The 26,931-nt window shown below is 45.7% G+C and carries 21 protein-coding genes; 17 read left to right on the top strand and 4 right to left on the bottom strand.

Translation table 11 applies throughout. The features are described from left to right. The first annotated feature begins 178 nt into the window (after positions 1–178). Entirely contained in the window at positions 179–2,290 is a 2,112-nt protein-coding gene (locus tag KUG37_RS10165) for a TonB-dependent receptor (RefSeq protein ID WP_216940414.1), read from the top strand. Between the two features lie 289 nt (positions 2,291–2,579). Next, on the top strand, positions 2,580–3,170 hold the full coding sequence (locus tag KUG37_RS10160; RefSeq protein WP_216940411.1) for a DUF4142 domain-containing protein: 591 nt from the start codon (positions 2,580–2,582) through the stop codon (positions 3,168–3,170). An 81-nt stretch (positions 3,171–3,251) separates the two neighbouring features. On the opposite strand, the gene KUG37_RS10155 is transcribed toward KUG37_RS10160, so the two are convergent. From KUG37_RS10155 to KUG37_RS10150, 3 genes are all read right to left on the bottom strand, one after another. Further along, positions 3,252–4,535 carry a ribonucleotide-diphosphate reductase subunit beta gene (locus KUG37_RS10155; RefSeq protein ID WP_216934654.1) on the bottom strand — a complete coding sequence of 428 codons (1,284 nt, stop codon included), beginning with the start codon at positions 4,533–4,535 and terminating at the stop codon, positions 3,252–3,254. Positions 4,536–4,676: 141 nt separating this feature from the next. After that, a complete protein-coding gene (locus KUG37_RS14850) occupies positions 4,677–4,805 on the bottom strand; it encodes a hypothetical protein (protein WP_302052317.1) in 129 nt (42 codons plus the stop codon). Positions 4,806–4,983: 178 nt separating this feature from the next. Beyond that, on the bottom strand, positions 4,984–7,821 hold the full coding sequence (locus KUG37_RS10150) for a ribonucleoside-diphosphate reductase subunit alpha (RefSeq protein ID WP_216940409.1): 2,838 nt from the start codon (positions 7,819–7,821) through the stop codon (positions 4,984–4,986). Between the two features lie 566 nt (positions 7,822–8,387). Between KUG37_RS10150 and bfmR the strand changes: the two genes are divergently transcribed. Further along, entirely contained in the window at positions 8,388–9,104 is a 717-nt protein-coding gene (gene bfmR, locus KUG37_RS10145; protein WP_005104084.1) for a response regulator transcription factor BfmR, read from the top strand. A gap of 42 nt (positions 9,105–9,146) precedes the next feature. Next, the gene (gene bfmS, locus KUG37_RS10140; protein ID WP_216934658.1) at positions 9,147–10,820 is read left to right on the top strand and encodes an ATP-binding protein; all 1,674 of its coding nucleotides are present in this window, start codon (positions 9,147–9,149) and stop codon (positions 10,818–10,820) included. Positions 10,821–10,888: 68 nt separating this feature from the next. On the opposite strand, the gene KUG37_RS10135 is transcribed toward bfmS, so the two are convergent. Continuing rightward, the gene (locus KUG37_RS10135) at positions 10,889–11,245 is read right to left on the bottom strand and encodes a hypothetical protein (RefSeq protein ID WP_216934661.1); all 357 of its coding nucleotides are present in this window, start codon (positions 11,243–11,245) and stop codon (positions 10,889–10,891) included. A 560-nt stretch (positions 11,246–11,805) separates the two neighbouring features. Here KUG37_RS10135 and ndhC point away from each other — a divergent pair. The 13 genes from ndhC to nuoN all read left to right on the top strand — a co-directional run bounded on the left by ndhC (position 11,806) and on the right by nuoN (position 26,920). Beyond that, a complete protein-coding gene (gene ndhC, locus KUG37_RS10130; protein WP_216934663.1) occupies positions 11,806–12,351 on the top strand; it encodes an NADH-quinone oxidoreductase subunit A in 546 nt (181 codons plus the stop codon). 6 nt (positions 12,352–12,357) lie between these two features. After that, positions 12,358–13,038: an NADH-quinone oxidoreductase subunit B family protein gene (locus KUG37_RS10125; protein ID WP_216934664.1), complete on the top strand. Its 681-nt coding sequence runs from the start codon at positions 12,358–12,360 to the stop codon at positions 13,036–13,038. Between the two features lie 90 nt (positions 13,039–13,128). Further along, positions 13,129–14,916, top strand: a complete 1,788-nt coding sequence (gene nuoC, locus KUG37_RS10120) for an NADH-quinone oxidoreductase subunit C/D (RefSeq protein WP_216934666.1) — start codon at positions 13,129–13,131, stop codon at positions 14,914–14,916. Between the two features lie 14 nt (positions 14,917–14,930). Continuing rightward, a complete protein-coding gene (gene nuoE, locus KUG37_RS10115) occupies positions 14,931–15,440 on the top strand; it encodes an NADH-quinone oxidoreductase subunit NuoE (protein ID WP_004280775.1) in 510 nt (169 codons plus the stop codon). Next, on the top strand, positions 15,437–16,768 hold the full coding sequence (gene nuoF, locus KUG37_RS10110) for an NADH-quinone oxidoreductase subunit NuoF (protein ID WP_216934668.1): 1,332 nt from the start codon (positions 15,437–15,439) through the stop codon (positions 16,766–16,768). The genes nuoE and nuoF overlap by 4 nt, the downstream gene beginning before the upstream one ends. 11 nt (positions 16,769–16,779) lie before the next feature. Beyond that, on the top strand, positions 16,780–19,458 hold the full coding sequence (gene nuoG, locus KUG37_RS10105) for an NADH-quinone oxidoreductase subunit NuoG (protein ID WP_216934670.1): 2,679 nt from the start codon (positions 16,780–16,782) through the stop codon (positions 19,456–19,458). Between the two features lie 3 nt (positions 19,459–19,461). Then, the gene (gene nuoH, locus KUG37_RS10100) at positions 19,462–20,478 is read left to right on the top strand and encodes an NADH-quinone oxidoreductase subunit NuoH (protein ID WP_216934672.1); all 1,017 of its coding nucleotides are present in this window, start codon (positions 19,462–19,464) and stop codon (positions 20,476–20,478) included. Between the two features lie 18 nt (positions 20,479–20,496). Further along, positions 20,497–21,039, top strand: coding sequence for an NADH-quinone oxidoreductase subunit NuoI (nuoI, locus tag KUG37_RS10095; RefSeq protein WP_064096458.1), 543 nt, complete (start codon positions 20,497–20,499; stop codon positions 21,037–21,039). After that, a complete protein-coding gene (nuoJ, locus tag KUG37_RS10090; protein ID WP_216934770.1) occupies positions 21,039–21,557 on the top strand; it encodes an NADH-quinone oxidoreductase subunit J in 519 nt (172 codons plus the stop codon). Before nuoI ends, nuoJ begins: the two co-directional genes overlap by 1 nt. Continuing rightward, positions 21,557–21,865, top strand: coding sequence for an NADH-quinone oxidoreductase subunit NuoK (gene nuoK / locus KUG37_RS10085; RefSeq protein ID WP_216934674.1), 309 nt, complete (start codon positions 21,557–21,559; stop codon positions 21,863–21,865). The genes nuoJ and nuoK overlap by 1 nt, the downstream gene beginning before the upstream one ends. Next, a complete protein-coding gene (nuoL, locus tag KUG37_RS10080) occupies positions 21,862–23,757 on the top strand; it encodes an NADH-quinone oxidoreductase subunit L (RefSeq protein WP_216934677.1) in 1,896 nt (631 codons plus the stop codon). Before nuoK ends, nuoL begins: the two co-directional genes overlap by 4 nt. Before the next feature lies 1 nt (position 23,758). Next, positions 23,759–25,372: an NADH-quinone oxidoreductase subunit M gene (gene nuoM, locus KUG37_RS10075; protein WP_216934679.1), complete on the top strand. Its 1,614-nt coding sequence runs from the start codon at positions 23,759–23,761 to the stop codon at positions 25,370–25,372. A gap of 3 nt (positions 25,373–25,375) precedes the next feature. Next, on the top strand, positions 25,376–26,920 hold the full coding sequence (nuoN, locus tag KUG37_RS10070; RefSeq protein ID WP_216934681.1) for an NADH-quinone oxidoreductase subunit NuoN: 1,545 nt from the start codon (positions 25,376–25,378) through the stop codon (positions 26,918–26,920). Positions 26,921–26,931: the final 11 nt, after the last annotated feature.

The raw sequence follows: 26,931 nt of genomic DNA, 5'->3' as shown, positions 1-26,931 counted from the left end.
GATATTCAAATTTCACTTCGCACACGGCTTAAAACTAACATTTCTATCTGTATTCTGATGAAGAAAATTCGAATCCACTGATCATTGAAGATCACACCGGCTTATAGAATAAATCATGTGATTTGCTGCGGCAGCATATGAGTTTTATGAGGCATATAGAAAACAGGAACCCGAAATTATGCAGCATCGACTTCAACATCTCCCTATAAAAACCACAGTATCCGGTTTAATCGCCTGTATGAGCCAGACGCTGTATGCTGAAAATACAGCGACAGAAGTACAAAAACTTGCGCCCATTATTGTGCAGGCGACCCGTACTGACCGGGAGAGGTTGAGCACGCCGGCATCGGTTTATTATCTCAATCAGGAACAAGATAACAGCCTGAATGTGAATCTTTCGGAAACATTAAAAGGTATTCCGGGGCTACAGCTCAATAATCGTGAAAACTATGCCCAAGACTTGCAAATTTCGATGCGTGGCTTTGGTGCACGTTCCAGTTTTGGCGTGCGTGGTGTGCGTTTATATGTCGATGGCATTCCTGCCACCATGCCGGATGGGCAGGGGCAAACCTCGAATATTGACTTGAACAGTCTGGACCATATTGAAGTGCTGGGCAGTGGATTTTCATCGCTCTATGGCAATTCATCCGGTGGTACGATTTTAACCAGCACACGAGAGGGGCAAGGTGCCGACTCGATTGAACTGGGTCATTCTGCCGGTAGTCAAAATAAAGGCCAGACCAAGCTGGTTTTGCAAGGCGGTTCAGAAAATGCCAATGAGCCGAGCTATATGATCAGTTCGTCCTATTTTAATACCGACGGTTTCCGGGATCATAGCGGCGCGCATAAAGTCCTGAGCAATGCCAAGCTGACTTGGGATCTGGAGGACGGCTCCAAAATTAACTGGATTAATAATTACGTTAAAATTGCTGCGGATGATCCCGGCGGGTTGACTCGCGAACAGTGGCAAGCCAATCCTAAACAGGTCGCTGCGAATGTCCTTTTATATAATGCACGTAAGGAAATCGAACAGCTGCAAATAGGGATGACCTGGAATAAACCGATTAATGATCAGCATGAACTCTACGGCATGGCGTATTGGGGGCAGCGGGCAGTCACCCAATATCAGTCGATTCCCCGTACCGCACAAGGTGGAGTTAATCATGCCGGTGGCGTGATTGATTTTGACCGTCATTTCTACGGTGCTGATCTGCGCTGGACAGCTAAAGATATTTTGCCAAATGCTAATCTGATTGCCGGTATCGCCGTGGATGCCATGACCGAAGACCGTAAAGGCTATCAGAACTTTTCAGGCGATACCTTGGGGGTAAAAGGTGAACTTCGCCGGGATGAAGACAATCGCTTGTGGAATCTTGATCCATATCTACAAGCATCCTATGCATTCTTGCCAGACTGGACGCTGGATGCCGGCTTGCGTTATAGCAATGTACATTTTAAGTCTGAAGATAAATTCCTTTCCAATGGCGATAATTCAGGCAAAACCGATTATCAAAAATTATTGCCATCTTTAGCGTTAAGCTGGCAAATCCTACCTGAGCTGATGGCCTATACCAGTTATGCCCAAGGCTTTGAAACACCAACATTTACCGAGATGTCTTATCCTGCAAATACTGCTGAAAACCGCAGCTTCAGTTTAAAAGCCGCGGAAAGTAAAACCTATGAAGTCGGTTTGAAGTCTGCCAGTGAATGGGGAGATGTCACCGTAGCAGCCTTTCAGACCAGAACCAAAAATGACATTGTCTCTGCGGGAAATGAGGATGGACGTGCCACCTTCCGGAATGCAGATAAAACCTTCAGAGAAGGTGTGGAACTCTCCTGGAACAAAAACCTGTGGCGCGATCTGACTGCACAAGCCAGCTATAGCTATATTGATGCCACTTTTGATGCAGATATTCCTGCAATTGATACGGTTGCTGCCATTGCAGACGGGAACTATATTCCGGGGATTGCCAAAAATCAGGCACTTTTAAGTCTGGGCTGGAAGCCTGAAAATGGTTTCCATGCGGGACTGGATATTCGTTATAGCGACAAGATTTATGTGAATGATTTAAATTCTGATACTGCACCAAGCTACACGGTCGCTGGCGCCAATGTGGGTTATCAATGGAAAATACCGGATTGGTCAGTGAATACTTTTACACGTGTTGATAATTTGTTTGATAAAAATTATGTGGGTTCAGTCATCGTCAATGAAAGTAATGGTCGTTTTTTTGAACCGGCAGAAGGGCGGAACTGGAGCGCTGGTCTGAGTGTGACAAAAGAATTTTAATCAGATGATTCACTGTTCCTAAATTAAAAATAAAAAAGTCCCGTTATATCAGCGGGATTTTTTAAATCTTGCTCACCACTAGAGCTTGTCATACGTATATGCAGGAGTGCAATAACGTAGTTTTTTGCAAATATCAAATGAATGAACTAATTACCAACAGTCTTTGCTTTACTTAATACACGTTTTATATATTGCTTAAAAAAACAACGCAAACATTACACTGTCTTTCAGTGAATTCACCTATTTTATAAAGGCAAATTTAATCAATAAAACGTTAAAGGGTGCCATTATGAAAGCTATTCCAATGAAGAAGATGATTAACTGTGTTGCAGTCAGTGGTGCATTAATCTTTGCTGCAGGCCAGACTATGGCGATGAACCAGCAATCTACGGCCGATGGTAAACAGCATTCTCAACTATCAAATGACAGTCGGGTGAATTTGACTGACAGTCAGGTGATCAAGGTAGTAAGCACAGCAAATAACGGTGAGATTAAGCAGGCAGAAACTGCCTTGCCAAAATTGAAAACAACAGAAGCCCGCCAATATGCTCAAATGATGATTAAGGATCATTCAGCAAATGAGAAAAAAGGTCAGGCCTTGGCAAATCGCTTAAAGTTAACGCCACAAGCGAGCAGTATCAGCACTTCATTACAGAATGACAGCGATAAGATTGTGGCTAAGCTGAGTCGATCAGCTACCCCTGATAAAGACTATATGACCAGTCAGGTTGAAGTGCATCGTAAAGTGGTGACGCTGCTAGACAAGCAATTGATCCCAAATGCTAAAAATGCAGAATTAAAGAATATGCTGACACAAACCCGTACTGCGGTTGCTGCACATCTGAAAAAGGCTGAACAAATCGTTGAAAAGATGAAATAACTTAAAATTCATTCGATAAAAAACCGCCAAGAATGGCGGTTTTTTATTCATAATATTTTATATATTACGTGATATTTCTAATTACCAGCTTAGCGCGCCGCCAGTCTGATAATCCGTAACACGCGTTTCGAAGAAATTCTTCTCTTTACGCAAGTCCATCATCTCTGACATCCACTGGAATGGATTATTCACACCAGCAAATTGTTCAGGCAGGCCTAACTGCGCCAGACGACGGTTGGCAATAAACTTCAGGTATTCTTCCATCATTGCAGCATTCATGCCCAATACACCGCGTGGCATCGTGTCACGTGCATATTCGATTTCCAGCATCGTGCCTTCAAGAATCATCTGAATGATTTCTTCCTGGAATTCAGTGGTCCATAACGCCGGGTTCTCGTTTTTGATCTGGTTGATCATATCGATACCGAAGTTCAGGTGCATGGATTCATCACGCAGGATGTACTGGAACTGCTCGGCAACACCATTCATCTTGTTACGACGACCCATCGACAGAATCTGGCTGAAACCGCAGTAGAAGAAGATCCCTTCAAGTACACAGTAGAACGCGATCAGGTTGCGAAGCAGGATCTGGTCATTTTCAGGTGTACCGGTTTTGAAAGTAGGATCACTCAAAGACTGGGTATATTTCAGGCCCCACGCTGCTTTACGTGCCACTGACGGAACTTCGCGGTACATGTTGAAGACTTCGCCTTCATCCATACCTAGCGACTCGATACAGTACTGATAAGCGTGTGTGTGAATCGCTTCTTCAAACGCCTGACGCAAGATGTACTGACGGCATTCAGGGTTGGTAATGTGACGGTAAATCGCCAATACCAGATTGTTTGCAACCAGTGAGTCGGCAGTCGAGAAGAAACCGAGTGAACGCATTACGATGGTACGTTCATCTTCAGTCAAGCCATTTTCAGACTTCCACAACGCGATGTCGTGGTTCATATTGACTTCTTGCGGCATCCAGTGGTTTGCACATCCGTCCAGATACTTCTGCCAAGCCCATTCGTATTTGAATGGAACAAGCTGGTTCAAGTCTGCACGGCAGTTGATCATTGCCTTGTCGTCAACCTGTACACGTTGCGCGCCCATTTCTAGTTCTTCTAGACCTGGAGCAACATCAAGTTGATTTAGGGAAGCAGATGCTCTTGCCAGCGAATCGGTGGGATTTGATCCTCGGTTTTGAGTGGCTCTAAGGGGTTGTGCAGCTGCCACATCCGGCGATGCGTTGCCTGCATCAGATACCATCTGTGAATTAGTCGCTTTTTGCGGCTCGACGGGCGTAGGCTGCTGTTCAGGTGCAGCCGGTTTTTGCGAATCATCTTCGAAATCGTCCCAACTTAGGATAGACATATCAATTCTCTCTACGTTGCTTTATATCTTTTATGAGACATTCAGCTTGGCTGAGATGTCTTACTATACGCTTAATTTGTGTAAGCAAAATTAAGTTTTGTCGATGAATGCTCTAGTTTTATACAGGAGCAATGATCGCCACTACTTATTTTGCTTACGCTGCTGGCGAAGTTTGAACCAGAAATAAGCAAGTGGTGCGTAAAAGGTAATACCAAAGGAAATCAGCAATGCCGCAAGTCCTAACATGTAGTTGTGGGTCATATGGGGCATGATGGTTTCCTTTGTTGTTTTTAAATTCTAAATCCTCCCCAAACCCCTCCTTCTTGCGCTTCATTTTCAAAGCAGTGCTTGAAAATTAGCTCAGGAGGGGCTTCCATCTACCTATTTTGATTTCTGGAAATCCCCCTTTGTAAAAGGGGGATTTAGGGGGATTCTAGAAACTCGCCAATTATTGACAAGCCTCACAATCAGGATTGTCAATCGAACATGCCAATGGCACTGGCGCTGCTTGCGCAAAACCGTCTTCTTCTACAGGCGCTTCAGGTTTTTTCGCTTCAACCACCGGAGCAACTGCTGCAACAGGAGCTGCTGTCACAGTTGATTTCACTGCGTTTAACGCGCCCGTATTAATGGTTGATTTCTCTGCAGAAGTCGCACCCAATGCACGAAGATAATAAGTCGTTTTCAGACCGCGTAACCAAGCCATCTTATAAGTGATGTCCAGTTTTTTACCGTTTGCACCAGCGATGTAAAGGTTCAGAGACTGAGCCTGATCGATCCATTTTTGACGGCGTGATGCAGCATCCACGATCCAGCGCGTATCGACTTCAAACGCAGTCGCAAAGATGGCTTTAAGCTCTTCAGGAATACGTGAAATCTTCTGCACAGAACCTTCGAAATGTTTCAGGTCGTTGACCATTACCGCATCCCAAAGACCACGTTCTTTTAACGCACGTACCAGGTACGGGTTAATCACGGTGAATTCGCCAGACAGGTTTGATTTCACATACAAGTTCTGGAATGTTGGCTCAATTGACTGAGACACGCCACAGATGTTTGAAATCGTTGCAGTCGGTGCAATCGCCATCACGTTCGAGTTACGCATACCGTCTTTTTGAACTTTGGCACGTAAAGTGTCCCAGTCCAGACGTTGCGTACGGTCTACTTCGAACATGCGTTCCGGACGTGTTTTCGCAACCAGGTCAAGCGAGTCGATCGGTAAAATACCCTGATCCCACAATGAACCTTTAAATGTTTCATAAGTACCACGTTCAACAGCCAAATCGCTTGATGTTGAAATCGCGTAGTAAGAAATCACTTCCATCGATTCATCAGCAAACTCAACCGCTGCATCAGAACCATACGCCATACCCATTTCGTATAACGCATCTTGGAAGCCCATGATACCCATACCGACTGGACGGTGTTTCAGGTTCGAATTACGCGCTTGTGGAACAGCGTAGTAGTTGATGTCAATCACGTTGTCCAGCATGCGAACTGCAGTTTTAACCGTACGTGCCAGTTTTTCGCGATCAAGTACACCGCCTTGAACGTGTTGAACCAGGTTGATTGAACCCAGGTTACATACCGCAATTTCTTCTTTGCTGGTGTTCAGGGTGATTTCTGTACACAGGTTAGAAGAGTGAACTACACCCACGTGTTGTTGTGGTGAACGTAGGTTACACACGTCTTTGAATGTGATCCACGGGTGACCAGTTTCAAATAACATCGACAGCATTTTGCGCCACAAATCTTTTGCACGGATTTTCTTGTGCAACATGTTTGTTTCTTTGGCAATGCCTTCGTAGTAAGCATAACGCTCAGCGAATGCTGCACCGGTCAAATCATGTAGATCTGGGGTTTCAGAAGGAGTGAACAACGTCCATTCCGCATCTTCGAATACACGTTGCATGAACAGGTCAGGAACCCAGTTCGCTGTGTTCATGTCGTGGGTACGACGACGGTCATCACCGGTGTTTTTACGTAGTTCTAGGAATTCTTCGATGTCTAAGTGCCAAGTTTCAAGATATGCACACACTGCACCTTTACGCTTACCACCCTGGTTAACTGCAACTGCAGTATCATTCGCCACTTTCAGGAATGGAACCACACCTTGCGACTTACCATTGGTACCTTTGATGTACGAGTTTAAGGCACGAACTGGCGTCCAGTCATTACCTAAACCGCCGGCCCATTTAGACAGCATTGCGTTATCACGCATTGCGCCATAAATGTCATACAGGTCATCATCAATAGTCGTTAAGTAGCAGCTAGACAACTGTGGACGAAGCGTACCTGAGTTAAACAGGGTAGGCGTCGATGCCATGTAATCGAAGCTAGACAATAAGTTGTAGAATTCGATTGCACGGTCTTCACGGTTTTCTTCATTGAGCGACAAGCCCATAGAAACACGCATAAAGAACAATTGCGGTAATTCAAAACGTACGCCATCTGAATGGATGAAGTAACGGTCAAATAAAGTTTGTAGACCTAAATAGGTAAACTGGTTCGAGCGTTCTGGTTGAATCGCCGCTGCCAATTTCGCCAGGTCAAAGTTAAGCAGTTCTGGTGAAATAAGCTCAAGCTCAATCCCTTTTTTCAGGAAAGTTTCAAGTGCTTCACCTTCATGAGTATCCGTAGGCAGACCTAGGAACTTCAAGCCTGTCGCCACCAGATCATCACGTAACAAACGTGCAGTCACATAGGTATAGTTCGGCTCTTGCTCGATCCGGGTACGGGTCGCCATCATCATGGTGGTCGAGATGTCAGACTCTTTAACGCCGTTGTACAAGTTTTTCACGGTCTCATCGACAATGGCTTGTACATCAATCCCTTCCAGACCTTCTGCTGCTTTAGTGATATGTGCAGTTAAAGCACTTAAATCAAGTGGCTTAAGGTTACCTTCAGCATCAAGGACTTGTAGTGTAGGGTGGTGATTCGTACCTAACTGTTTACGTGCTTCAGAACGTTGTTCACGATAAATGACATAAGAGCGTGCAACTTTCTGTTCGCCCGTACGCATTAGCGCAAGTTCAACTTGGTCTTGAATTTCTTCGATATGAATCGTTCCGCCAGAAGGTAAACGACGTTTAAAGGTATTTAATACCATTTCCGTCAGTTGTTCGATACGATCATGGATTCGGCTTGAGTCAGCGCTATGCTGGCCTTCAACCGCCAAAAACGCTTTACCAATTGCGACAGATATTTTTTCTGCATCAAAAGCGGCAACATCACCGGTGCGTTTAATCACCTGAAGTTGACCAGGAGTTGAAGTGGTTACGCTCATTTAGCATAGCTCCATTGTCATCTATTTTTATGTTTATGGACCGTTTGAACTGGGCAAATTTCATGCCACAGTGTTTGAGGAATAAACACAAGACCTAGTGGTTTTAAAATTAATTGAACACAAGATACGGGAAAATTTAGGGTAGATCAATATTGACATTTAGCTAAATATTTTTCTGAAGTTCGTCTTCAATCCTTGTAAAAATATCTCTATTTTTATTGATTTTTGTATAAGCCTTATCAGGCAAGGCATAGCATAACAAAGTCCACAGAAAGTGCTTATAGATAACACTGTGGATAACTAAAAAGTCCTGAATCAAGCAGTCATATTTTGTACATGTAATAGTTCTGTAAATCACAAATCAGATCTAAGCCTATGTTTCAAGCATAATTGCCTAAAAAATGCACGATAAAATATTACAAAATGCTAACGGGATGTATCAGTTTGGTGAACGCTATCTTGTTTACAATGTAAACGTGTGTATATTGCAAACATATTAAAAACGTATCTATTGGATTTCAAAAGGATACGCCTATAGCGTAGATCCACCATATAAGGGGCAATACATGAGCCAAGAAGAAAAGTTACCCAAGATTTTAATCGTTGAGGATGACGAGCGTCTTGCTCGTTTAACGCAAGAATACCTCATCCGTAACGGACTTGAGGTGGGGGTAGAGCCGGATGGGAATCGTGCCATTCGTCGGATTATTGCCGAACAGCCAGATATGGTGGTGCTGGATGTGATGTTGCCGGGTGCCGATGGTCTTACCATTTGTCGTGAAGTACGTCCACATTATCATCAGCCGATTTTGATGTTGACGGCACGTACTGAAGATATGGATCAGGTTCTGGGTCTGGAAATGGGTGCAGATGACTATGTCGCTAAACCTGTACAGCCGCGTGTATTGCTGGCGCGTATTCGTGCATTGCTGCGTCGTACCGACAAGGTGCCTGAAGATGAAGTGGCACAGCGCATCGAATTTGATGACCTTGTGATCGACAATGGTGGCCGTTCAGTGACCTTAAATGGGGAGCTGGTTGATTTTACCAGTGCAGAATATGACTTGTTATGGTTGCTGGCATCGAATGCTGGCCGTATCCTTTCGCGCGAAGATATTTTCGAACGTTTACGCGGAATCGAATATGACGGTCAAGACCGTTCAATCGATGTGCGTATTTCGCGTATCCGTCCAAAAATTGGTGACGATCCAGAGAATCCGAAACGTATTAAAACGGTACGTAGTAAAGGTTATCTTTTCGTTAAAGAGACTAATGGACTTTAAGCAAATGTGGTTTTTTGCTTGAACAGGCAGGATAAATTATAGGTGTTTAAACACAGTATATTTTTGCGTATCTATGCAGGACTCGTCATCCTTGTAGTCTTGGTGGCGGTGTTCGGCTATCTGTTGGTACAGATTATCAACTATCAGCGTGCGCAAGAATATCGCGAATCCCTGACTGATGGTATGGCATATATCATCAGCGAAGGGGTCGCGCGCCAGCCAAATCTCCAGCAAAAGATGGATTGGGTTTCTGATGCATCCGATTTGCTGGAACTGCCTATCCACTATATAGAAGCCAGCAAGGTAGATATTACCCGTGCTGAAGGCCGCCGTCTTGCCGAACGTAAGGCCGTGGTGCGCTGGGATGCCGAATCCGGTATTGCCTATATAGTGGTGGGACTGCGCGATGATCCAGATCATTACCTTTATATTAAGGCTGACAGTATTACTGAACGCCAGATGAAGGCTTTGCCGGTCTTTATTCTGGACTATCTGGTCTATTATCCAGGTCAGGAAAAAGAATACTTGGCCCGTATCCAGGATTACTTTTCTTATCCGATTTCCATCGAAAATATCCAGAATTTACCTTTAGATTCCGAGCAGGTCGGGCGTTTGCGTCTGGATCACAGCATTATTTTATACCGCGATAATGCCTCCATTCGTGGTACCACCATTTCAATTATTTCGCCAATTCCCGGTTCGACCTCGCAAGTGCTGGTGATGGGGCCGGTACCCCTGTTTAACTGGATGCCATTCCAGTTGGCGACCGGTATTACTCTATTGAGTCTGTTTGTACTGAGTTTAGGTGTGTATGGCCTGCTGGTTCCGATGCAGCGTAAGTTGCGTGAAGTGAGCTACGCCTTAAACAAAATGAAGACAGGCAACATGTCATTGCGTCTTCCTGTGGAAGGCAGTGATGAGATGTCTACACTGGCCTCTAGCTATAACAATATGTCAGACCATATCCAGCGTTTGATCGAAGCACAGCGGGAATTAATGCGTGCGGTGTCGCATGAATTGCGTACCCCGGTAGCACGGATCCGTTTTGGTGTGGAAATGATGGCGGATGAAGATGACTACGAGTATCGTCTGCAACAGGTTGAGCAGATTGATAAGGATATTGAAGCGCTGAACACCTTGATTGATGAGATCATGACCTATGCCAAACTGGAACAGGGTATGCCGTCAATTGAGTTTGAACAGATTGATCTGTATGACGTGCTGAATCAGGTGGCACAGGAAACTGAAGCGCTAAAAACCCAGAAAATTATTGAATTGCATCCAATGCCTGAGGTGGTCATGGTAGAGGCGGAGCGTCGCTATCTGCATCGTGTGATTCAGAATCTGGTGGGCAATGCTATACGTTATTGTGATAACAAGGTATTAATCAGCGGTGGTCTGGATCAAGAGGGTCAGGCCTATGTGTGTGTCGAGGATGACGGTCCCGGAATTCCAGAAATAGATCGGGCCCGCATTTTTGAAGCCTTTGCTCGACTGGATGATAGCCGTACCCGTGCTTCAGGTGGTTATGGTTTAGGTTTGTCCATTGTCAGTCGGATTGCGTACTGGTTTGGTGGCACGATTCAGGTAGATGAAAGTCCGACCTTGGGTGGTGCACGTTTTACCATGACTTGGCCGGCACAGCGCTATGTCAAGAAGGGTAAGCGCAAGTTGCTGGAAAAAAAGACTGAGGAAGCCAGTGATCATTCAGTTTAATACTCGATGAATGATTTCTAACCATTAAAAAACGATGCATTAGCATCGTTTTTTAATGGGAGTGGGTTTTATTCCTGAATGGTTGCATCTGGTTCAATCAGTGGTTTTCCATCTTTTAAGCTTTGTAGTGCTTCAGGATTACAGTCGATCAGCAGTTTGGCGTTCTTTACATCTATGTCATAGCGTTGAATCAGTTTCTGGTCACCTGATAAGGTTTCGACTTTATATTCATCGGCGATATTCATAATGCCATCCAGATTGATACTGGAAGAGGCAAAATCATCTTGAAATAATGCATGAATTTCATTTAAATCAAAAGCAAGCTGGCTGGTTTCGGGGTTTTTCTGGATATAATTTTGTATATGTCGAACCACTAATTGAGCATATAAAAAATAATTTGGTTTATGCGCATAATGTAGAGACATGCAGGGACTCCTTATTGTTACTTTATAAATGTCATGATGTGGCTTAGAATTACAAATAACATATTCTGAATCAGTCTGTTGAGTGTGTTGCAAAAAGACACAATTGCTTGTTTAACATTACGATATGGCTGAGAAAGTTAAATGAATGTTATACCTGCATATTCAGCTTGAGGTCTGGCTTAAGAGTGTAGATTTGGGGTTTCTGTAATAAGTTTTTATCAGATTGTGCTTGGCTTTGCCCGGCAAAAGGACTATATCTAAAGAGACGGCTAGAAATGCCGTGAATGGGAAAGCCAGTTGTTTTGCACAACCTTTTATAGAAAAATAAATCAAAATTTAAAATTTAATTTAATAAAACGATAAAAGCGGGTTCGGGGTGATGAAAGTTAAATTAAATGCTGAAATGCCTAAAAAATCATCCCAAAGACTAAGGCTTATAAACTAGCAAGTGAAATCAGAAATCAGGTACAATTGGCGGGATTAATTTTGTGTTTGGTGTATTTGAAGGCCAATACATACATTCTTTGTTAACAAATAGGCCTGCCAGGAGTTATCCCCGCATGAGTGCTATTACTCCATACGAATGGGCAATTATTGCCTTCGTGATCGGCGTTACATTTTTATGCGTCTTTATGCTGACTGTCCCGTTACTCCTTGGGGGTAAATCATGGGGCCGTGCCAAGCAGGAGCAGTTTGAGTCAGGTGTAGTTAGTGCAGGTGGAGCTCGTATCCGCTTGTCTGCAAAATTCTATTTAGTTGCAATTTTCTTCGTGGTGTTTGATTTAGAAGCACTTTATCTATATGCATGGGCAGTTTCTGTTCGTGAAGTAGGTTGGATTGGTTTTGCAGCTGCAGCTATCTTTATTTTGGTTTTACTTGTTGGTTTGATTTACGAATTATCGACAGGCGCACTCAATTGGGCACCTTCAGACAGACGTAAGGCAGCAGGAATTAAAGCCAAGATCGGTTCGCCAAATATGGATCTTGCAGAAATTACGCGCTTTAACTCCATTGAAGAATTGGTAATCGACCCTACAGGTCAGATCCCAGCTCAATCCTCTGGTCGTGTGAAAAGCTCACCGGCTAAATCATTTGATAAGGAGTAAGACGGGATGAAATATACATTAACCCGTGCGAATCCGGATGCTGATCAATATCCACTTCAAGAGCGTATCGTTGTCGAAGATCCGCTTTTAGAAGAAGAAGTGAATAAAAATGTGTTCATGACTCGTTTAGAGGATGTGGTACATACAGCAGTCAACTGGGGTCGTAAAAACTCAGTTTGGCCATTTAACTTTGGTACATCTTGCTGCTACGTAGAATATGCAACGACCTTGACCGGTGTGCATGACTTGTCACGTTTTGGTGCCGAGGTTATCCGTGCTTCACCACGTCAGGCAGACTTGATGATTGTTGCAGGTACCGTCTTCGTAAAAATGGCTCCGGTTATTCAGCGCCTGTATGAACAGATGCTTGAACCGAAATGGGTTATTTCAATGGGTGCATGTGCCAACTCGGGCGGTATGTACGATATTTATTCAGTCGTACAAGGTGTGGATAAAATCATCCCGGTTGATGTGTATGTTCCAGGTTGCCCACCACGTCCTGAAGCTTTGATTCAGGCATTAATGCTGTTGCAAGACCAGATTCAACTAGAGCGTCGTCCACTTTCTGCGGTGATCGGTGATGATCTTAAGCCAGTGTATAAGCCAAAGATGATGCCGGAACGTGACCGTAAGAAAGACCAGCGTGTTGCTGTGAAGAACTTACGCTCTATGGATGAAATTAAATAATTTAAACGACAGGTTTTTTGTTGTGCACCCGCTATGGGTGTAATTGTCGTTTAGGTTGACTGAATTTGTATTAAATAGGAAGCCAAGCCAATGGCTGAAACTGACATTGCTATGCCAGAGTCAACGCCTGTTGATTCACGCCCAGCATTTGCGATCATTGAAGAACTCAAAACCAAATTTGGTGAGAACTTCTTTGTGCAAACGACTTTCGAGGATTTCCCGACAGTCTGGGTTGAGCGCGCCCGTGTACAAGAAGTTTTAATGTTCTTGCGTACAGTGTCACGTCCTTACGTGATGTTGTTCGACCTGTCAGCGGTAGATGAGCGTCTACGTACGCACCGCGACGGTTTACCTGCGTCTGACTTCACAGTGTTCTATCACTTGTTGTCGCTCGAGCGTAATACTGACATTCGTATTAAAGTTGCCTTAGCAGAAAGCGATTTGAACCTTCAAACGGCAACCAATATCTGGCCAAATGCCAACTGGTACGAACGTGAAGCTTACGATATGTTCGGGATCAATTTCGAAGGACATCCAATGCTCCGTCGTATCTTGTTGCCAACCTATTGGGAAGGTCATCCGCTACGTAAAGAATATTCTGCACGTGCGACCGAATATACGCCGTATCTGCAAGATAAAGCCAAACAGGACTACGAACAGGAACATCTTCGTTTCGTTCCTGAAGATTGGGGTATGAAGCGCGGCAATGCTGACGAAGACTTCATGTTCCTGAACTTGGGTCCGAACCATCCATCTGCACACGGTGCCTTCCGTGTGATCCTGCAGCTGGACGGTGAAGAAGTCAAAGACTGTGTGCCTGACATCGGTTATCACCACCGTGGTGTGGAAAAGATGGCTGAACGTCAAACCTGGCATTCCTTCATTCCGTATACCGACCGTGTCGACTACCTCGGTGGCTGTGCACAGAACATGCCTTATGTGATGGGTGTGGAGCAGATGGCGGGTATTACTGTACCTGACCGTGCGCAGTGTATCCGTGTCATGTTATCGGAATTGTTCCGTATCAATAACCACTTGCTGTTTATTGGTACCGCGATCCAGGATGCCGGCGGTATGACGCCAGTGTTCTATATGTTCGCTGACCGTCAAAAAGTCTACGATATCGTAGAAGCCATTACAGGTTACCGTATGCACCCGGCATGGTTCCGTATTGGCGGTACTGCCCACGACCTGCCAAATGGTTGGGATAAGCTGGTTCGAGATTTACTCGACTGGATGCCAAAACGTATGAATGAATACTACAAGGCTGCTTTACGCAACTCGGTATTCATGGGCCGTACCCAAGGTGTGGCGCAATACGATGCGAAATCGGCATTGGCTTGGGGTGTCACTGGTACAGGTCTGCGTGCTACAGGTATCGATTTCGACGTTCGTAAATATCGTCCGTATAGCGGCTATGAAAACTACGACTTCGATGTACCTCTAGAGTACGAAGGCGATGCATATGCACGTGTGATGGTTCACTTCCGTGAAATCGAAGAATCACTGAAAATTGTCAAGCAATGTTTAGACAACATGCCGTCTGGTGCATATAAAGCAGACCATCCACTGGCTGTTCCACCACCAAAAGACAAGACATTACAAGATATTGAAACCTTGATTACGCACTTCTTGAGCGTGTCTTGGGGTCCTGTAATGCCGGCTGGTGAAGCATCTGTGATGGCAGAAGTGGTGAAAGGCGCGTCGAACTACTACTTGACTTCAGACAAGTCAACCATGAGTTACCGTACCCGTATTCGTACACCAACCTTCACGCATTTACAGCAAATGCCTTCTGTGATTAACGGCAGCCTAATGTCTGACTTAATCATTTATTTAGCGACCATTGACGTCGTAATGGCTGACGTGGATCGCTAAGGGGTAAACGCATTATGATGATTTTGACTGATAAAAAGCCACGTGTGAATGTTGAAGGAATTTTGACTGCGGACGAAATTCACGATATCGAACATCACATGGGGCACTACCCATACCCACGTGCAGCATGTCTAGATGCGCTGAAGTGTGTGCAACGCCGTAATGGCTGGGTAGATGATGCGCAAATGAATGCCATCGCGCAAATGCTGAGCATGAGCGTTGCAGACCTGGAAGGTGTGGCGACGTTCTATAACCGTATTTACCGTCAACCGGTCGGTCGTCACGTAATTTTGTTATGTGATTCGATTGCGTGTTTCTTGATGGGCGCGGAAACTTTGGCAGAAGCATTCCAGCGCGAATTAGGCATTCAGTTTGGTCAAACGACTGCAGATGGTCGTTTTACTTTGCTGCCAATTTGCTGCCTAGGTAACTGTGACAAAGGTCCAACCTTAATGATTGATGAAGACACGCACGGTCTGGTTGAAGTGACTTCGGTGAAACAGCTGTTGGAGAAGTATGTATGAATACTGAACCAAAACCAATTTATGGCGACGGTAACCCGGAAACTCATCCGCTTACCTGGCGTTTAAGCAAGCAAGCCAATGTTCGTAATGCAGATGATTACGAAGCGCTGGAAGGTTATGCAGGCTTTAAAAAAGCCCTGTCTATGGCGCCTAAAGATGTATTGGAAGTGGTTAAGGCAGCGACTGTTAAAGGTCGTGGTGGTGCAGGCTTCCCGGCAGGCATCAAATGGTCACTTATGGCGCCAAATGACAACTCAGGTCCACGTTACCTGATTTGTAATGCCGATGAAATGGAACCAGGTACCTTCAAAGACCGTTTGCTGATGGAAGATCTTCCTCATCAATTGATCGAAGGGATGCTGATTGCAGGCTATACGCTGGAAGCGACTCATGGTTATATCTTTATCCGTGGCGAGTACATCGAAGCTGCAAAATACTTAAATGAAGCGCTTGAGCAAGTTCGTGCCAAAGGTTACCTGGGTGACAACATCCTCGGTACCGGCTGGAACTTCGAGTTGCACGTGCATACCGGTGCGGGCCGTTATATCTGTGGTGAAGAAACTGCATTGATTAATTCGCTTGAAGGCCGCCGTGCCAACCCGCGTACCAAGCCGCCATTCCCACAGGTGGCAGGTGCTTGGGGTCGTCCTACAATTGTCAACAACGTAGAGACTTACAACAACTTGCCAGCCATCATGCTGCGTGGCCCTGAATGGTACATCAACTTATCTGCGGGTAAGTCGAAAGATCCAGGCACTAAAATTTATGGTGCTTCAGGTAAAGTGAAATTCCCTGGTCTATGGGAATTGCCATTTGGTACGACTGCGCGTGAAGTAATTGAAGATCACGCTGGTGGTATGCGCGACGGCTTAAAGCTGAAAGCATGGTTACCGGGCGGTGCATCGACTGACTTCCTGGCTGCTGAGCATATTGATCTTCCTATGGATGCGGAAAGCATCATGAAAGCAGGTTCACGTTTAGGAACTTGTCTGCTCATGGTGGTTGATGAAACCCAATGTATGGTTTCAGCAACACGTAACCTAGAAGAATTCTTTGCACGCGAATCATGTGGTTTCTGTACGCCTTGCCGTGATGGCTTGCCTTGGGCTGTGAAAGCGCTTAAAGCATTGGAAAATGGCACAGGCAAGAAAGAAGATATCGACCACTTACAAGAACTGACTCGTAAGCTTTGGATTGGTAAAACTTTCTGTGCGCATGCTCCAGGTGCTATGGAACCGCTTATGGGTGCACTCAAACATTTCCGTGGTGAATTTGAAGCGAAGGTAGTCAATGCCGCCGCTCAAGTTAGCTCCGTAGAACAAGCTTAAGGAATTCGACTATGGCTACAATTCATGTCGATGGCAAATCGTATGAAGTCAACGGCTCGGAAAACTTGCTACAAGCATGTTTGAGTCTTGGCATTGACATCCCATACTTTTGTTGGCATCCATCCTTGGGTTCTGTCGGCTCTTGCCGTCAATGTGCCGTGACTCAATACGCGAATCCGGAAGATACGCGTGGTCGTTTAGTCATGTCATGTATGACGCCTGCATCTGACAATACCTACATCTCGATTGAAGACAAAGAAGCCAAAGATTTCCGTGCTTCGATTGTTGAATTCCTGATGACCAATCACCCGCACGACTGTCCAGTCTGTGAAGAGGGTGGTCACTGTCATTTACAAGATATGACCGTAATGACGCAGCACGACCGTCGTCGCTACCGCTTCACCAAACGTACCCATTACAACCAAGAGCTTGGCTCATTCATTTCCCACGAAATGAACCGTTGTATCGCGTGTTACCGTTGTGTGCGTTATTACAAAGACTACGCAGGTGGTACGGACTTTGGCGTGTATGCCAATGCATCACGTGTGTACTTCGGTCGTCCAGAATCAGGGACTTTAGAGTCTGAATTCTCGGGTAACCTGACTGAAGTCTGTCCGACTGGTGTATTTACCGACAAGACTCATTCGGCACGTTATAACCGTAAATGGGACATGCAGTATGCGCCAAGCGTATGCCAGGGCTGTTCTTCTGGTTGTAACATCTCTCCGGGTGAACGTTATGGCGAATTACGCCGCGTAGAAAACCGTTTTAACGGTGAAGTGAACCAATACTTCCTATGCGACAAAGGCCGTTTCGGTACCGGTTATGTGAACCGTGAAGATCGTCCACGTCAGCCACAATTCCGTAAAGGCGGCAATGTTGAAACTGTTTCAGTGGATGCAGCACTCGATACCGTAATTGCAAATATCCAGGGCAAAAAAGTCTTGGGTATTGGTTCACCACGTGCATCACTTGAATCGAACTTTGCGCTTCGCGAATTGGTCGGTCAAGACAACTTCTCTACGGGTCTGTCTCAAAAAGAGCAAAACCTGGTTGAGCTTGCTGCGTCAATCATGCAAACCGAGGGTGTTTACAACCCGAACATGCGTGAAATTGAAAGCTATGATGCTGTGTTAATTCTCGGTGAAGACCTGACTCAAACTGCGCCTCGTATGGCTTTATCTGTTCGCCAAGCTGCTAAAAATAAAGGCAAAGAGATGGCAGCGGAACGTCGTACCCAAGAATGGCTGGCTGAGCCGGTTCAACGTATTGCTCAAGATGCCAAATCTCCGATTTACATCCTGGCTGCAACACAAACTCGTTTGTCTGATGTTGCTGAAGGTGAAGTGGTTGCTTCTCCAAACGACATCGCACGTTTAGGCTTTGCGGTTGCTGCAGCAGTTGCTGGTGAAACGATTCTAGGCTTAGATGATGATGCGAAAGCATTTGCACACACCATCGCGGATACCTTAAAAGCTGCGAAGAAACCATTGATCATCTCTGGTACCAGCTTGCAAGATCCTGCCATTATGGAAGCTGCTGCACAAGTTGCACAGAATCTGGGTAATGCAGGTCTGACCTTGACCGTTCCTGAAGTGAACTCGATGGGTATGGCGATCTTCGGTGGTCAAAGTCTCGAGCAAGCATTTGCACAAGATTACGATACTGTGATTGTGGTTGAAAATGACCTTTACCGTCGTCTTCCTGCTGCACAGGTCGATGCTGCACTTGCAGGCAAAGATGTGATCGTACTGGATCACTCTGAAACCGAAACAGTGAAAAAAGCCGATATCGTGCTTTCTGCTGCAAGCTTCGCTGAAGGTGATGGTACGGTTGTATCGCAAGAAGGCCGTGCACAACGTTTCTACCAAGTGTATGACCCAAGCTACTACAATCCTGAATTGGCGATCAAGGAATCTTGGCGCTGGTTGCACGCTTTGGAAACAGGCGTGAAAGGCAAAGCGATTTCTTGGACCCTGCTGGATGATGTGATCGAATCAGTTGCGAAAAACGTTCCAGCGCTGGAAGGCATTCTGGATGTTGCACCTGATGCGGGCTTCCGCGTACATGGCTTGAAAGTGGCACGTGAACCACGTCGTTACTCAGGTCGTACTTCGATGCGTGCGCCATTGTCTGTGCACGAGCCAAAACAGCCAACCGATATTGATTCTGCATTAACCTTCTCTATGGAAGGTTATGTGGGAGACCAGACACCATCTTCACTGGTTCCATTTGCATGGTCTGCAGGCTGGAACTCGCCGCAAGCATGGAATAAATACCAGGACAATGTGGGCGGTCATTTGAAAGGCGGTGATGCAGGCGTTCGTTTATTCGACCGTTTGGCAAAACGTCCGGCACGTACCTTCGTTACACCTGCACCTGTTTTGGTAAATGCTGAGAGCTTCCGTTTAGTGCCAATGCACCATATCTTTGGTTCAGGTGAATTCACCGTAAAAACACCAGCGATGGAAACACGTATTCCTGAACCGGTATTTGCAGTGAGTGAACAGGATGCTGCCCGCTTGAATGTTCAAGATGGTCAAACAATTACTGTAAAAGCAGGCGAGACCTCTATCGTTCTTCCTGTACAAGTAATTGAATACTTACCGACAGGTTATATTGGCTACCCAATCGGTCTTGCACCGACGGTATCTCTTGCAGAGCCTGTTTCAGTCGCGGTAGGAGCGTAATTCATGGAGCAAGAATTAATCCGTCAAACGCCGCTGTGGGCTGAAAACTGGCCAATCGCCTATTCAGTCATTCAAGCGATCGTGATCTTACTGGTTGTGGTACTGATCGCTGCGTTGATGTCTTTTATTGAACGTCGTTTACTCGGCTTGTGGCAAGACCGATACGGTCCGAACCGTGTTGGTCCGGGCGGTATGTTCCAGATTGTTGCCGACATGCTGAAAATCATGTTCAAGGAAGACTGGACACCTAAGTTTGCTGATAAATTGACTTTCCGTATGGCACCAGCAGTTGCGATGGCAACTGCGGTACTGTCGTTCATGGTCATTCCTATTTCACCGTATTTAGGTGTGGCAGACTTGAACATCGGCCTGTTGTTCTTTATGGCAATGGCCGGTATTGCAGTCTATGCAGTACTGTTCGGTGGCTGGTCATCAAACAACAAATATGCCTTACTGGGCGGTTTACGTTCTGCGGCTCAAACGATTTCGTATGAAGTGTTCCTGGGTATCTCGCTGATGGGTGTGGTGGCAATTGCCGGTTCATTCAACATGCGTGAAATCGTTGAAGCACAACGTGATGTCTGGTTTGTAATTCCTCAGTTCCTTGGCTTTCTGATCTTTGTGGTTGCAGGTGTTGCGGTAACGCATCGTCACCCATTTGACCAACCAGAAGCAGAACAGGAATTGGCGGAAGGTTACCATGTCGAATATGGAGGTATGAAATGGGGGATGTTCTTCGTTGCGGAATACGTCAACGTGGTTCTGATCTCTGCATTGATCGTGACTTTATTCTTCGGTGGCTGGCTCGCGCCATTCAACCTTGATATTCCATTCCTTCCAGCAGCATTCTGGTTCATTATCAAAACAGCATTCTTTGTAATGATGTTTGTACTGGCGCGTGGTTCATTAATGCGTCCACGTTATGACCAGGTGATGAACTTTGGTTGGAAAATTTGCTTGCCATTGGCGTTGGTTAACCTTTTGGTGACTGGTGCTGTGATTCTGATGAATCAGGCCTAAGACAGCAGGGAGAACAAAATGTTTAAATTTCTAGCTGGATTCGGGTCAATCGTTCGTTCGTTGTGGATGGTGTTCAGCCACGCAACACGTAAACGTGACACCATTTTATATCCGGAAGTGCCGGCCGAAGAAATCGTACCACCACGTTTCCGTGGTCGTATCGTATTGACGCGCGACCCTGATGGCGAAGAGCGCTGTGTGGCATGTAACCTGTGTGCGGTTGCCTGTCCGGTAGGCTGTATTTCACTACAAAAAGCAGAACGTGAAGATGGTCGCTGGTATCCGGAATTTTTCCGTATCAACTTCTCACGTTGTATTTTCTGCGGTATGTGTGAAGAAGCGTGTCCAACCACTGCGATTCAAATGACGCCTGACTTCGAACTCGGTGAATATGTTCGTCAAGACCTGGTCTATGAAAAAGAGCACTTGCTGATTTCTGGTCCTGGTAAATATCCTGACTATAACTTCTACCGTGTAGCCGGTATGGCAATTGCAGGCAAGGACAAAGGTCAAGCACAGCGTGAAAGTGCACCTGTTGATGTACGGAGTCTATTACCATGATGTGGCCATTTTATTTAATGGCCCTCGTGGCCATTGTCTCTACGGTTCGCGTGGTAACTAACGCGAATCCGGTACATGCTTTATTAAGCCTGATCGTATCATTACTTGCAGTCGCAGGCATGTTCCTGATTGTTGGTGCGCCGTTTGCTGGTGCACTGGAAGTGATCGTTTATGCAGGCGCGATCATGGTGTTGTTCGTGTTCGTGGTAATGATGCTGAACCTGGGTGAACAGACCGTTGAACAAGAACGTAAATGGTTGACGTCATCGGCTTGGGCATATCCCGCGTTAATGAGCTTTCTGATCGGTCTGGTGCTGGTATGGGTATTAAATTCTGATTACACACAACCTTCGCTGGTGATGGGTATTGAAATGGTTGGCCCGAAAGCAGTGGGTCAAGCACTCTTTACGCAATACTTGTTGTTGGTTGAAGTTGCCGCGATGTTATTGCTTGCTGCATTAGTAGCTGCATTCCATTTGGGTAAACGTGAACCAGATGCAGAAGAGGAAAAAGAATAATGGGCAACATCCCTTTAGAGCATGGTTTGATCGTTGCATCTATTCTCTTTGCACTGGGTTTTTACGGTGTAATGGTGCGACGCAACCTACTATTTATTTTAATGAGCCTTGAAATCATGATGAATGCTGCTGCTCTGGCATTCGTTTTGGCAGGTAGTGCATGGGCACAGCCAGATGGTCAGATCATGTTTATCCTGATCCTGACACTTGCTGCGGCAGAGGCTTGTATTGGTCTTGCGATCGTCCTTCAGTTCTATCGTCGCTTCCATCACCTGGATGTGGATGCTGCTAGTGAGATGCGCGGATGAGTTATTTATATCTAACAATTTTATTTCCGCTCATTGGTTTTGTCCTGTTAGCGGCGGGGCGCAACAAGCTGCCTGAATCTGTTGCAGCGATTATTGGTGTAGGTTCGGTTGGTCTATCTGCACTGTTTGCACTGATTGCAGGTATGGACTTTGTGAATAATGGCTCACAAGCCACTGTTCAACATCTCTGGACCTGGTTCAGTGTTGGCGGTTTTGCACCGGGTATCAGCTTGCAGCTCGATGGTCTATCTTTATTGATGCTGGGCATGGTCACAGGTGTGGGTTTCTTAATTCACATCTTTGCATCATGGTACATGCGCGGTGAAGAAGACTTTGCTCGTTTCTTCTCTTACTTCAACCTGTTCGTTGCGAGCATGTTGCTGTTGGTACTGGGCGATAACCTGGCGTTATTGTTCCTGGGCTGGGAAGGCGTAGGTCTGTGTTCTTACCTGCTGATTGGTTATTACTACCAGAACCCTGCAAATGGTCTGGCTGCAATCAAGGCATTTACCGTGACCCGTATCGGTGACGTATTCCTGCTGATTGCCATGTTCCTGATCTTCCAGCAATTCGGTACCTTGAACATCCAGTACATTGTTGAAAATGCTGCGACTGTAATGACGCAAAGTTCTTCACTGACGATCTGGACAGCATTGTTATTGTTCTTGGGTGCGGCAGGTAAATCTGCACAGATTCCGTTGCAAACATGGTTAGCCGATGCGATGGCAGGTCCGACACCTGTTTCTGCATTGATCCATGCGGCAACAATGGTAACAGCGGGTGTTTACCTGTGCTGCCGTCTGTTTGCAGTTTTTGAACTTGCGCCAGAAGTAATGGTATTTATCTCGATCACTGGTGCGGTGACATTACTTGTAGCTGGGTTTGCGGCACTGGTTCAAACTGACATTAAACGTATTTTGGCGTACTCAACCATGAGTCAGCTGGGCTATATGTTTATGGCAGTGGGTGCTGAAGCGTATCAGGCTGGTCTGTTTCATATGCTGACCCACGCATTCTTCAAGGCATTATTGTTCTTGTCATCTGGTGCGGTGATTCTGGCTTACCATCACGAACAAAACATCTTCAAGATGGGCGGTTTGTTCTACAAGAACAAATTCCTGTTTGCATGTTTCGCGATTGGTGGTGGTGCATTGGCAGCGATTCCATTCTTAACGATTGGTTTCTTCTCAAAAGATGCAATTCTTGCTGCAGTCTGGACACAAAGTCATATTGCTGGTTTACCAGTGTATAACACGCTGTACTGGGTAGGTGTTGCAGGTGCTTTCTTAACCTCTATTTATACATTCCGTTTAATCTGGGTTGTATTCTTCGGCAAAGAAAACACGCCTTATCATGAAATCAAAGGTGCAACTTACTGGGCGCCACTTGCGATTCTTGCTGTACTTTCAACAGGTCTGGCAATTGTCCTAAAAGCACCGGTAATGAGTATTCTGGATGCTGCACAAATTCCAGCCTTCATTATTCCTGAAGCGCTTGAAGCAGGTGCACATGGTGCGGAATATATCGCAATCGCTGTCGCTTTGACGGGTCTTGCGGTGGGCGTGGTACTGTTCGCTTTTGCTTACAATGCGGTAAAACGTTTTGCAGCCACTTCTGTGGGTGCTGGCCTGGTGAACATTTGCCGAAATGCACTTGGTTTCGACACGCTATATGACCTCATTTTCGTGAAGCCTTATCTGTTCTTCGCTAAGCTGTTCGGTCGTGATCCAATTGATGGTTTATGGCTGGTACTTCCTGCACTGGTCAAAAGTGGTCACAACTTTACAAGTTCACGTCAAACCGGCTTAGTGCGTGAATATGCATCTAGTATGGGGCTCGGTGTCGTTGTCCTACTGATGATCTTGATCGTGATTCAGGTCGTGGGGAAATAAAATGGAAGCTCCAAACAATATTATTTTGCCGGCTCTGATCCTCATTCCGTTCATTGCAGGTTTCATATGCTGGTTGGTCGATAAACTTGACCAACACTTGCCGCGTTATATCGCGCTGATCGGTATGCTGGTGACCTTGGTCTTGACCATCGTCCTTTGGCAGACTGGTACTTATAACTATGAATTAGGCGGTGCTACACCTTCGTGGGCTGCCGAATTCAAATTGCCTTGGATTCAAACCCTCGGTATTAATATTCACCTTGCGGTGGATGGTTTATCACTTCTTATGGTTGGCTTGACTGCACTCTTAGGTGTGTTGGCAGTAGGCTGTTCATGGGGCGAGATTCAAAAGAACGTTGGTTTCTTCCACTTGAACCTTTTATGGTCTCTGGGTGGTGTAATCGGTGTGTTCCTGGCGATTGACCTGTTCCTGTTCTTCTTCTTCTGGGAGATGATGCTGGTGCCGATCTACTTCCTGATTGCCCTTTGGGGTCATAAAGGGGCAGAAGGCAAGTCGCGCGTTTATGCGGCAACCAAGTTCTTCATCTACACGCAGGTTGCAGGTTTAGTCATGCTGATTGGTATCCTTGGTCTGGTGACTGTAGGCTATACCATGACTGGCGAAATCCGTTTCGACTACAACTATTTATTAGGTGTAGCGAATACGCTTGATGCTCAGGCTCCAGCAGTTGCTTATGCATTCATGATCTGTTTATTCATCGGTTTTGCGGTAAAACTTCCAGTTTTCCCATTACACGGCTGGTTACCAGATGCGCATGCGCAAGCACCCACTGCGGGTTCTGTCGATCTTGCTGGTATCTTGATTAAGACAGCTGCATACGGTCTGCTTCGTTTTGTGATTCCATTCTTCCCGGCGGCTTCTGCGCAGTTTGCAGACTTCGCGATCATTCTCGGTTTAATTGGTATCTTTTACGGTGCCTGGTGTGCTTTCCAGCAAACCGATATGAAACGCCTGTTGGCCTATACCTCTATTTCACATATGGGCTTTGTTTTACTTGCGATCTACGCAGGTAACATCCTGACCTTCCAGGGTCTGATGATCATGATGTTGGCACATGGTATTTCATCTGCTGCACTGTTCATTATGTGTGGTCAGGTATACGAGCGTGTGCATACGCGTGACATGCGTTTGATGGGCGGTATGCGTGGTCAGTTCCCGTATCTTGCATTCTTCCTGATGTTTTTTGTCGCGGCGCTTGTCGGTATTCCAGGTCTGGGTAACTTCATTGGTGAGTTCCTGATCCTGATGGGTGCTTATGCACAATTCCCGGCATTTACTATTCTTGCAGCAATCAGCTTGGTATTTGCGGGTCTGTACGGTCTGATCCTGATTCACAAAACCTTGTTTGGTGTGCCAAATGAAGAGCAGAAACAGCACTATACAAATCCGTTAAAAGATCTGAATGCACGTGAAATCGCATTATTGTTGATCTGTGCGTTTAGTCTACTTTGGCTTGGTCTATACCCACAAAGCTTCCTTGATGTGTCTAACTCAAGCATGGCGTGGTTAGCGAATAGCTACCTTCCAGTTCAAGAAGTGGTTGAAGTTGCTGATCAAGTAACGACTCAACTTGAAAATGTGGAGATCCAATAAGCCATGAACTTCACAATGTCTTTTTCCGAGCTTATGCCTCTAGCACCTGTGATGATCGTGTCGTTAACTGCGATCGTCGTGATGTTGCTGACTGCAATCAAGCGTAACCATAACCTGGTGGCTACCACCACGGTGATTGGTTTAAACCTTGCTGCGTTTTATATCATTTTCGTTCTGTTGGCAGGCGCATTTGCCCCTGCGAACGTAATGAATCTGTTCATCGTAGATCCATTTACGATGCTGTACCAGTTTGTGATCCTGATTGCTGCACTCGCATGTAGCACCTTGTCACACGCGTATATCGAAACTTATAAAGATAACCGTGAAGAGCTGTATATCTTGATGTTGATATCCGTTGCGGGTGCAATGTTAATGGTGGCAAGCTCACACTATGCATCATTCTTCATTAGCCTTGAGTTGATGTCGATTCCTGTCTATGGCTTATTGGCATATACACATCAACGTTCTCAATCGCTTGAAGCGGGTGTGAAATATCTGGTGCTTTCAGCAACTGCGTCTGCAATGCTATTGATGGGTATGGCATATATTTATGCTTATACTGGTAGCTTAAGTTTCGTTGCAGAACCGGGCAAACTGTTCACTGTATTCAGTCAACCGGCAGTGGTGATTGGTCTGGCATTAATTATATTTGCCGTGGCATTTAAATTATCGCTTGCACCATTCCACAAATGGACACCAGACGTATACGCTGGTGCGCCAGCGCCAATCGCGACTTTCCTTGCGACTGTTGCGAAAGTGGCGATGATCGGTCTGTTTGTTCGTTATGTTTTGTCTTCAGGTTTAATCCTGGCAGACAGCTTCGTAACCATCATTTCGATTATTGCGGTACTGTCTATTCTTGCAGGTAACTTGCTGGCGGTTCGTCAGGTGAACTTGAAACGTATCCTGGCATACTCTTCAATTGCACACTTTGGTTATGTGCTGGTTGCCATCGTCAGTTCACGTAATACTGACTTCTTGCAGGTTCAAGGTTTCGCGACTTTTGAAAGTGTAAACGTCTACGTGATTACCTATGTATTAACGACGATCGGTGCATTCGGTGTCGTTACGCTAATGTCTAGTCCGTATAACAATACTGACGAAGCAGCGAGTCTGGCTGAATACCGCGGTCTGTTCTGGCGCCGTCCAGTATTGACTGCTGTTTTAACGGTGATGATGCTGTCACTTGCAGGTATCCCTTTAACTGCCGGCTTTATCGGTAAGTTCCTGGTGATTAAAACTGCGGTTGCAGGTGAAGCCTGGTTCCTGACTGCAATGGTTATCCTGGGTTCTGGTATCGGTTTGTACTATTACCTGCGTGTGATGGTCGTGCTTTACATGACACCACCTGAAACACCACGTCTAGATGCGGTGAATCATTGGGGTCAAAAAGTCGGCGGTATCATGGTGCTGCTTGCTGCGCTTGCGGTACTGGTGATTGGTGTCTATCCAGATCCAGTGATTGCAGTGTCTAAATTTGCGTTCTTCGCGATATCACCTGAATTGCAACAGTTCATTTTCACTTTGGTTCAAAGTGGTTTTAACTAATATCTGCAAAG

The sequence above is a fragment of the Acinetobacter sp. BY419 genome (genome assembly GCF_019038395.1).
Classification (GTDB): domain Bacteria; phylum Pseudomonadota; class Gammaproteobacteria; order Pseudomonadales; family Moraxellaceae; genus Acinetobacter.
The sequence above is the reverse complement of the archived record's forward strand: the minus strand, read 5'-3'. Positions and strand labels throughout refer to the sequence as shown.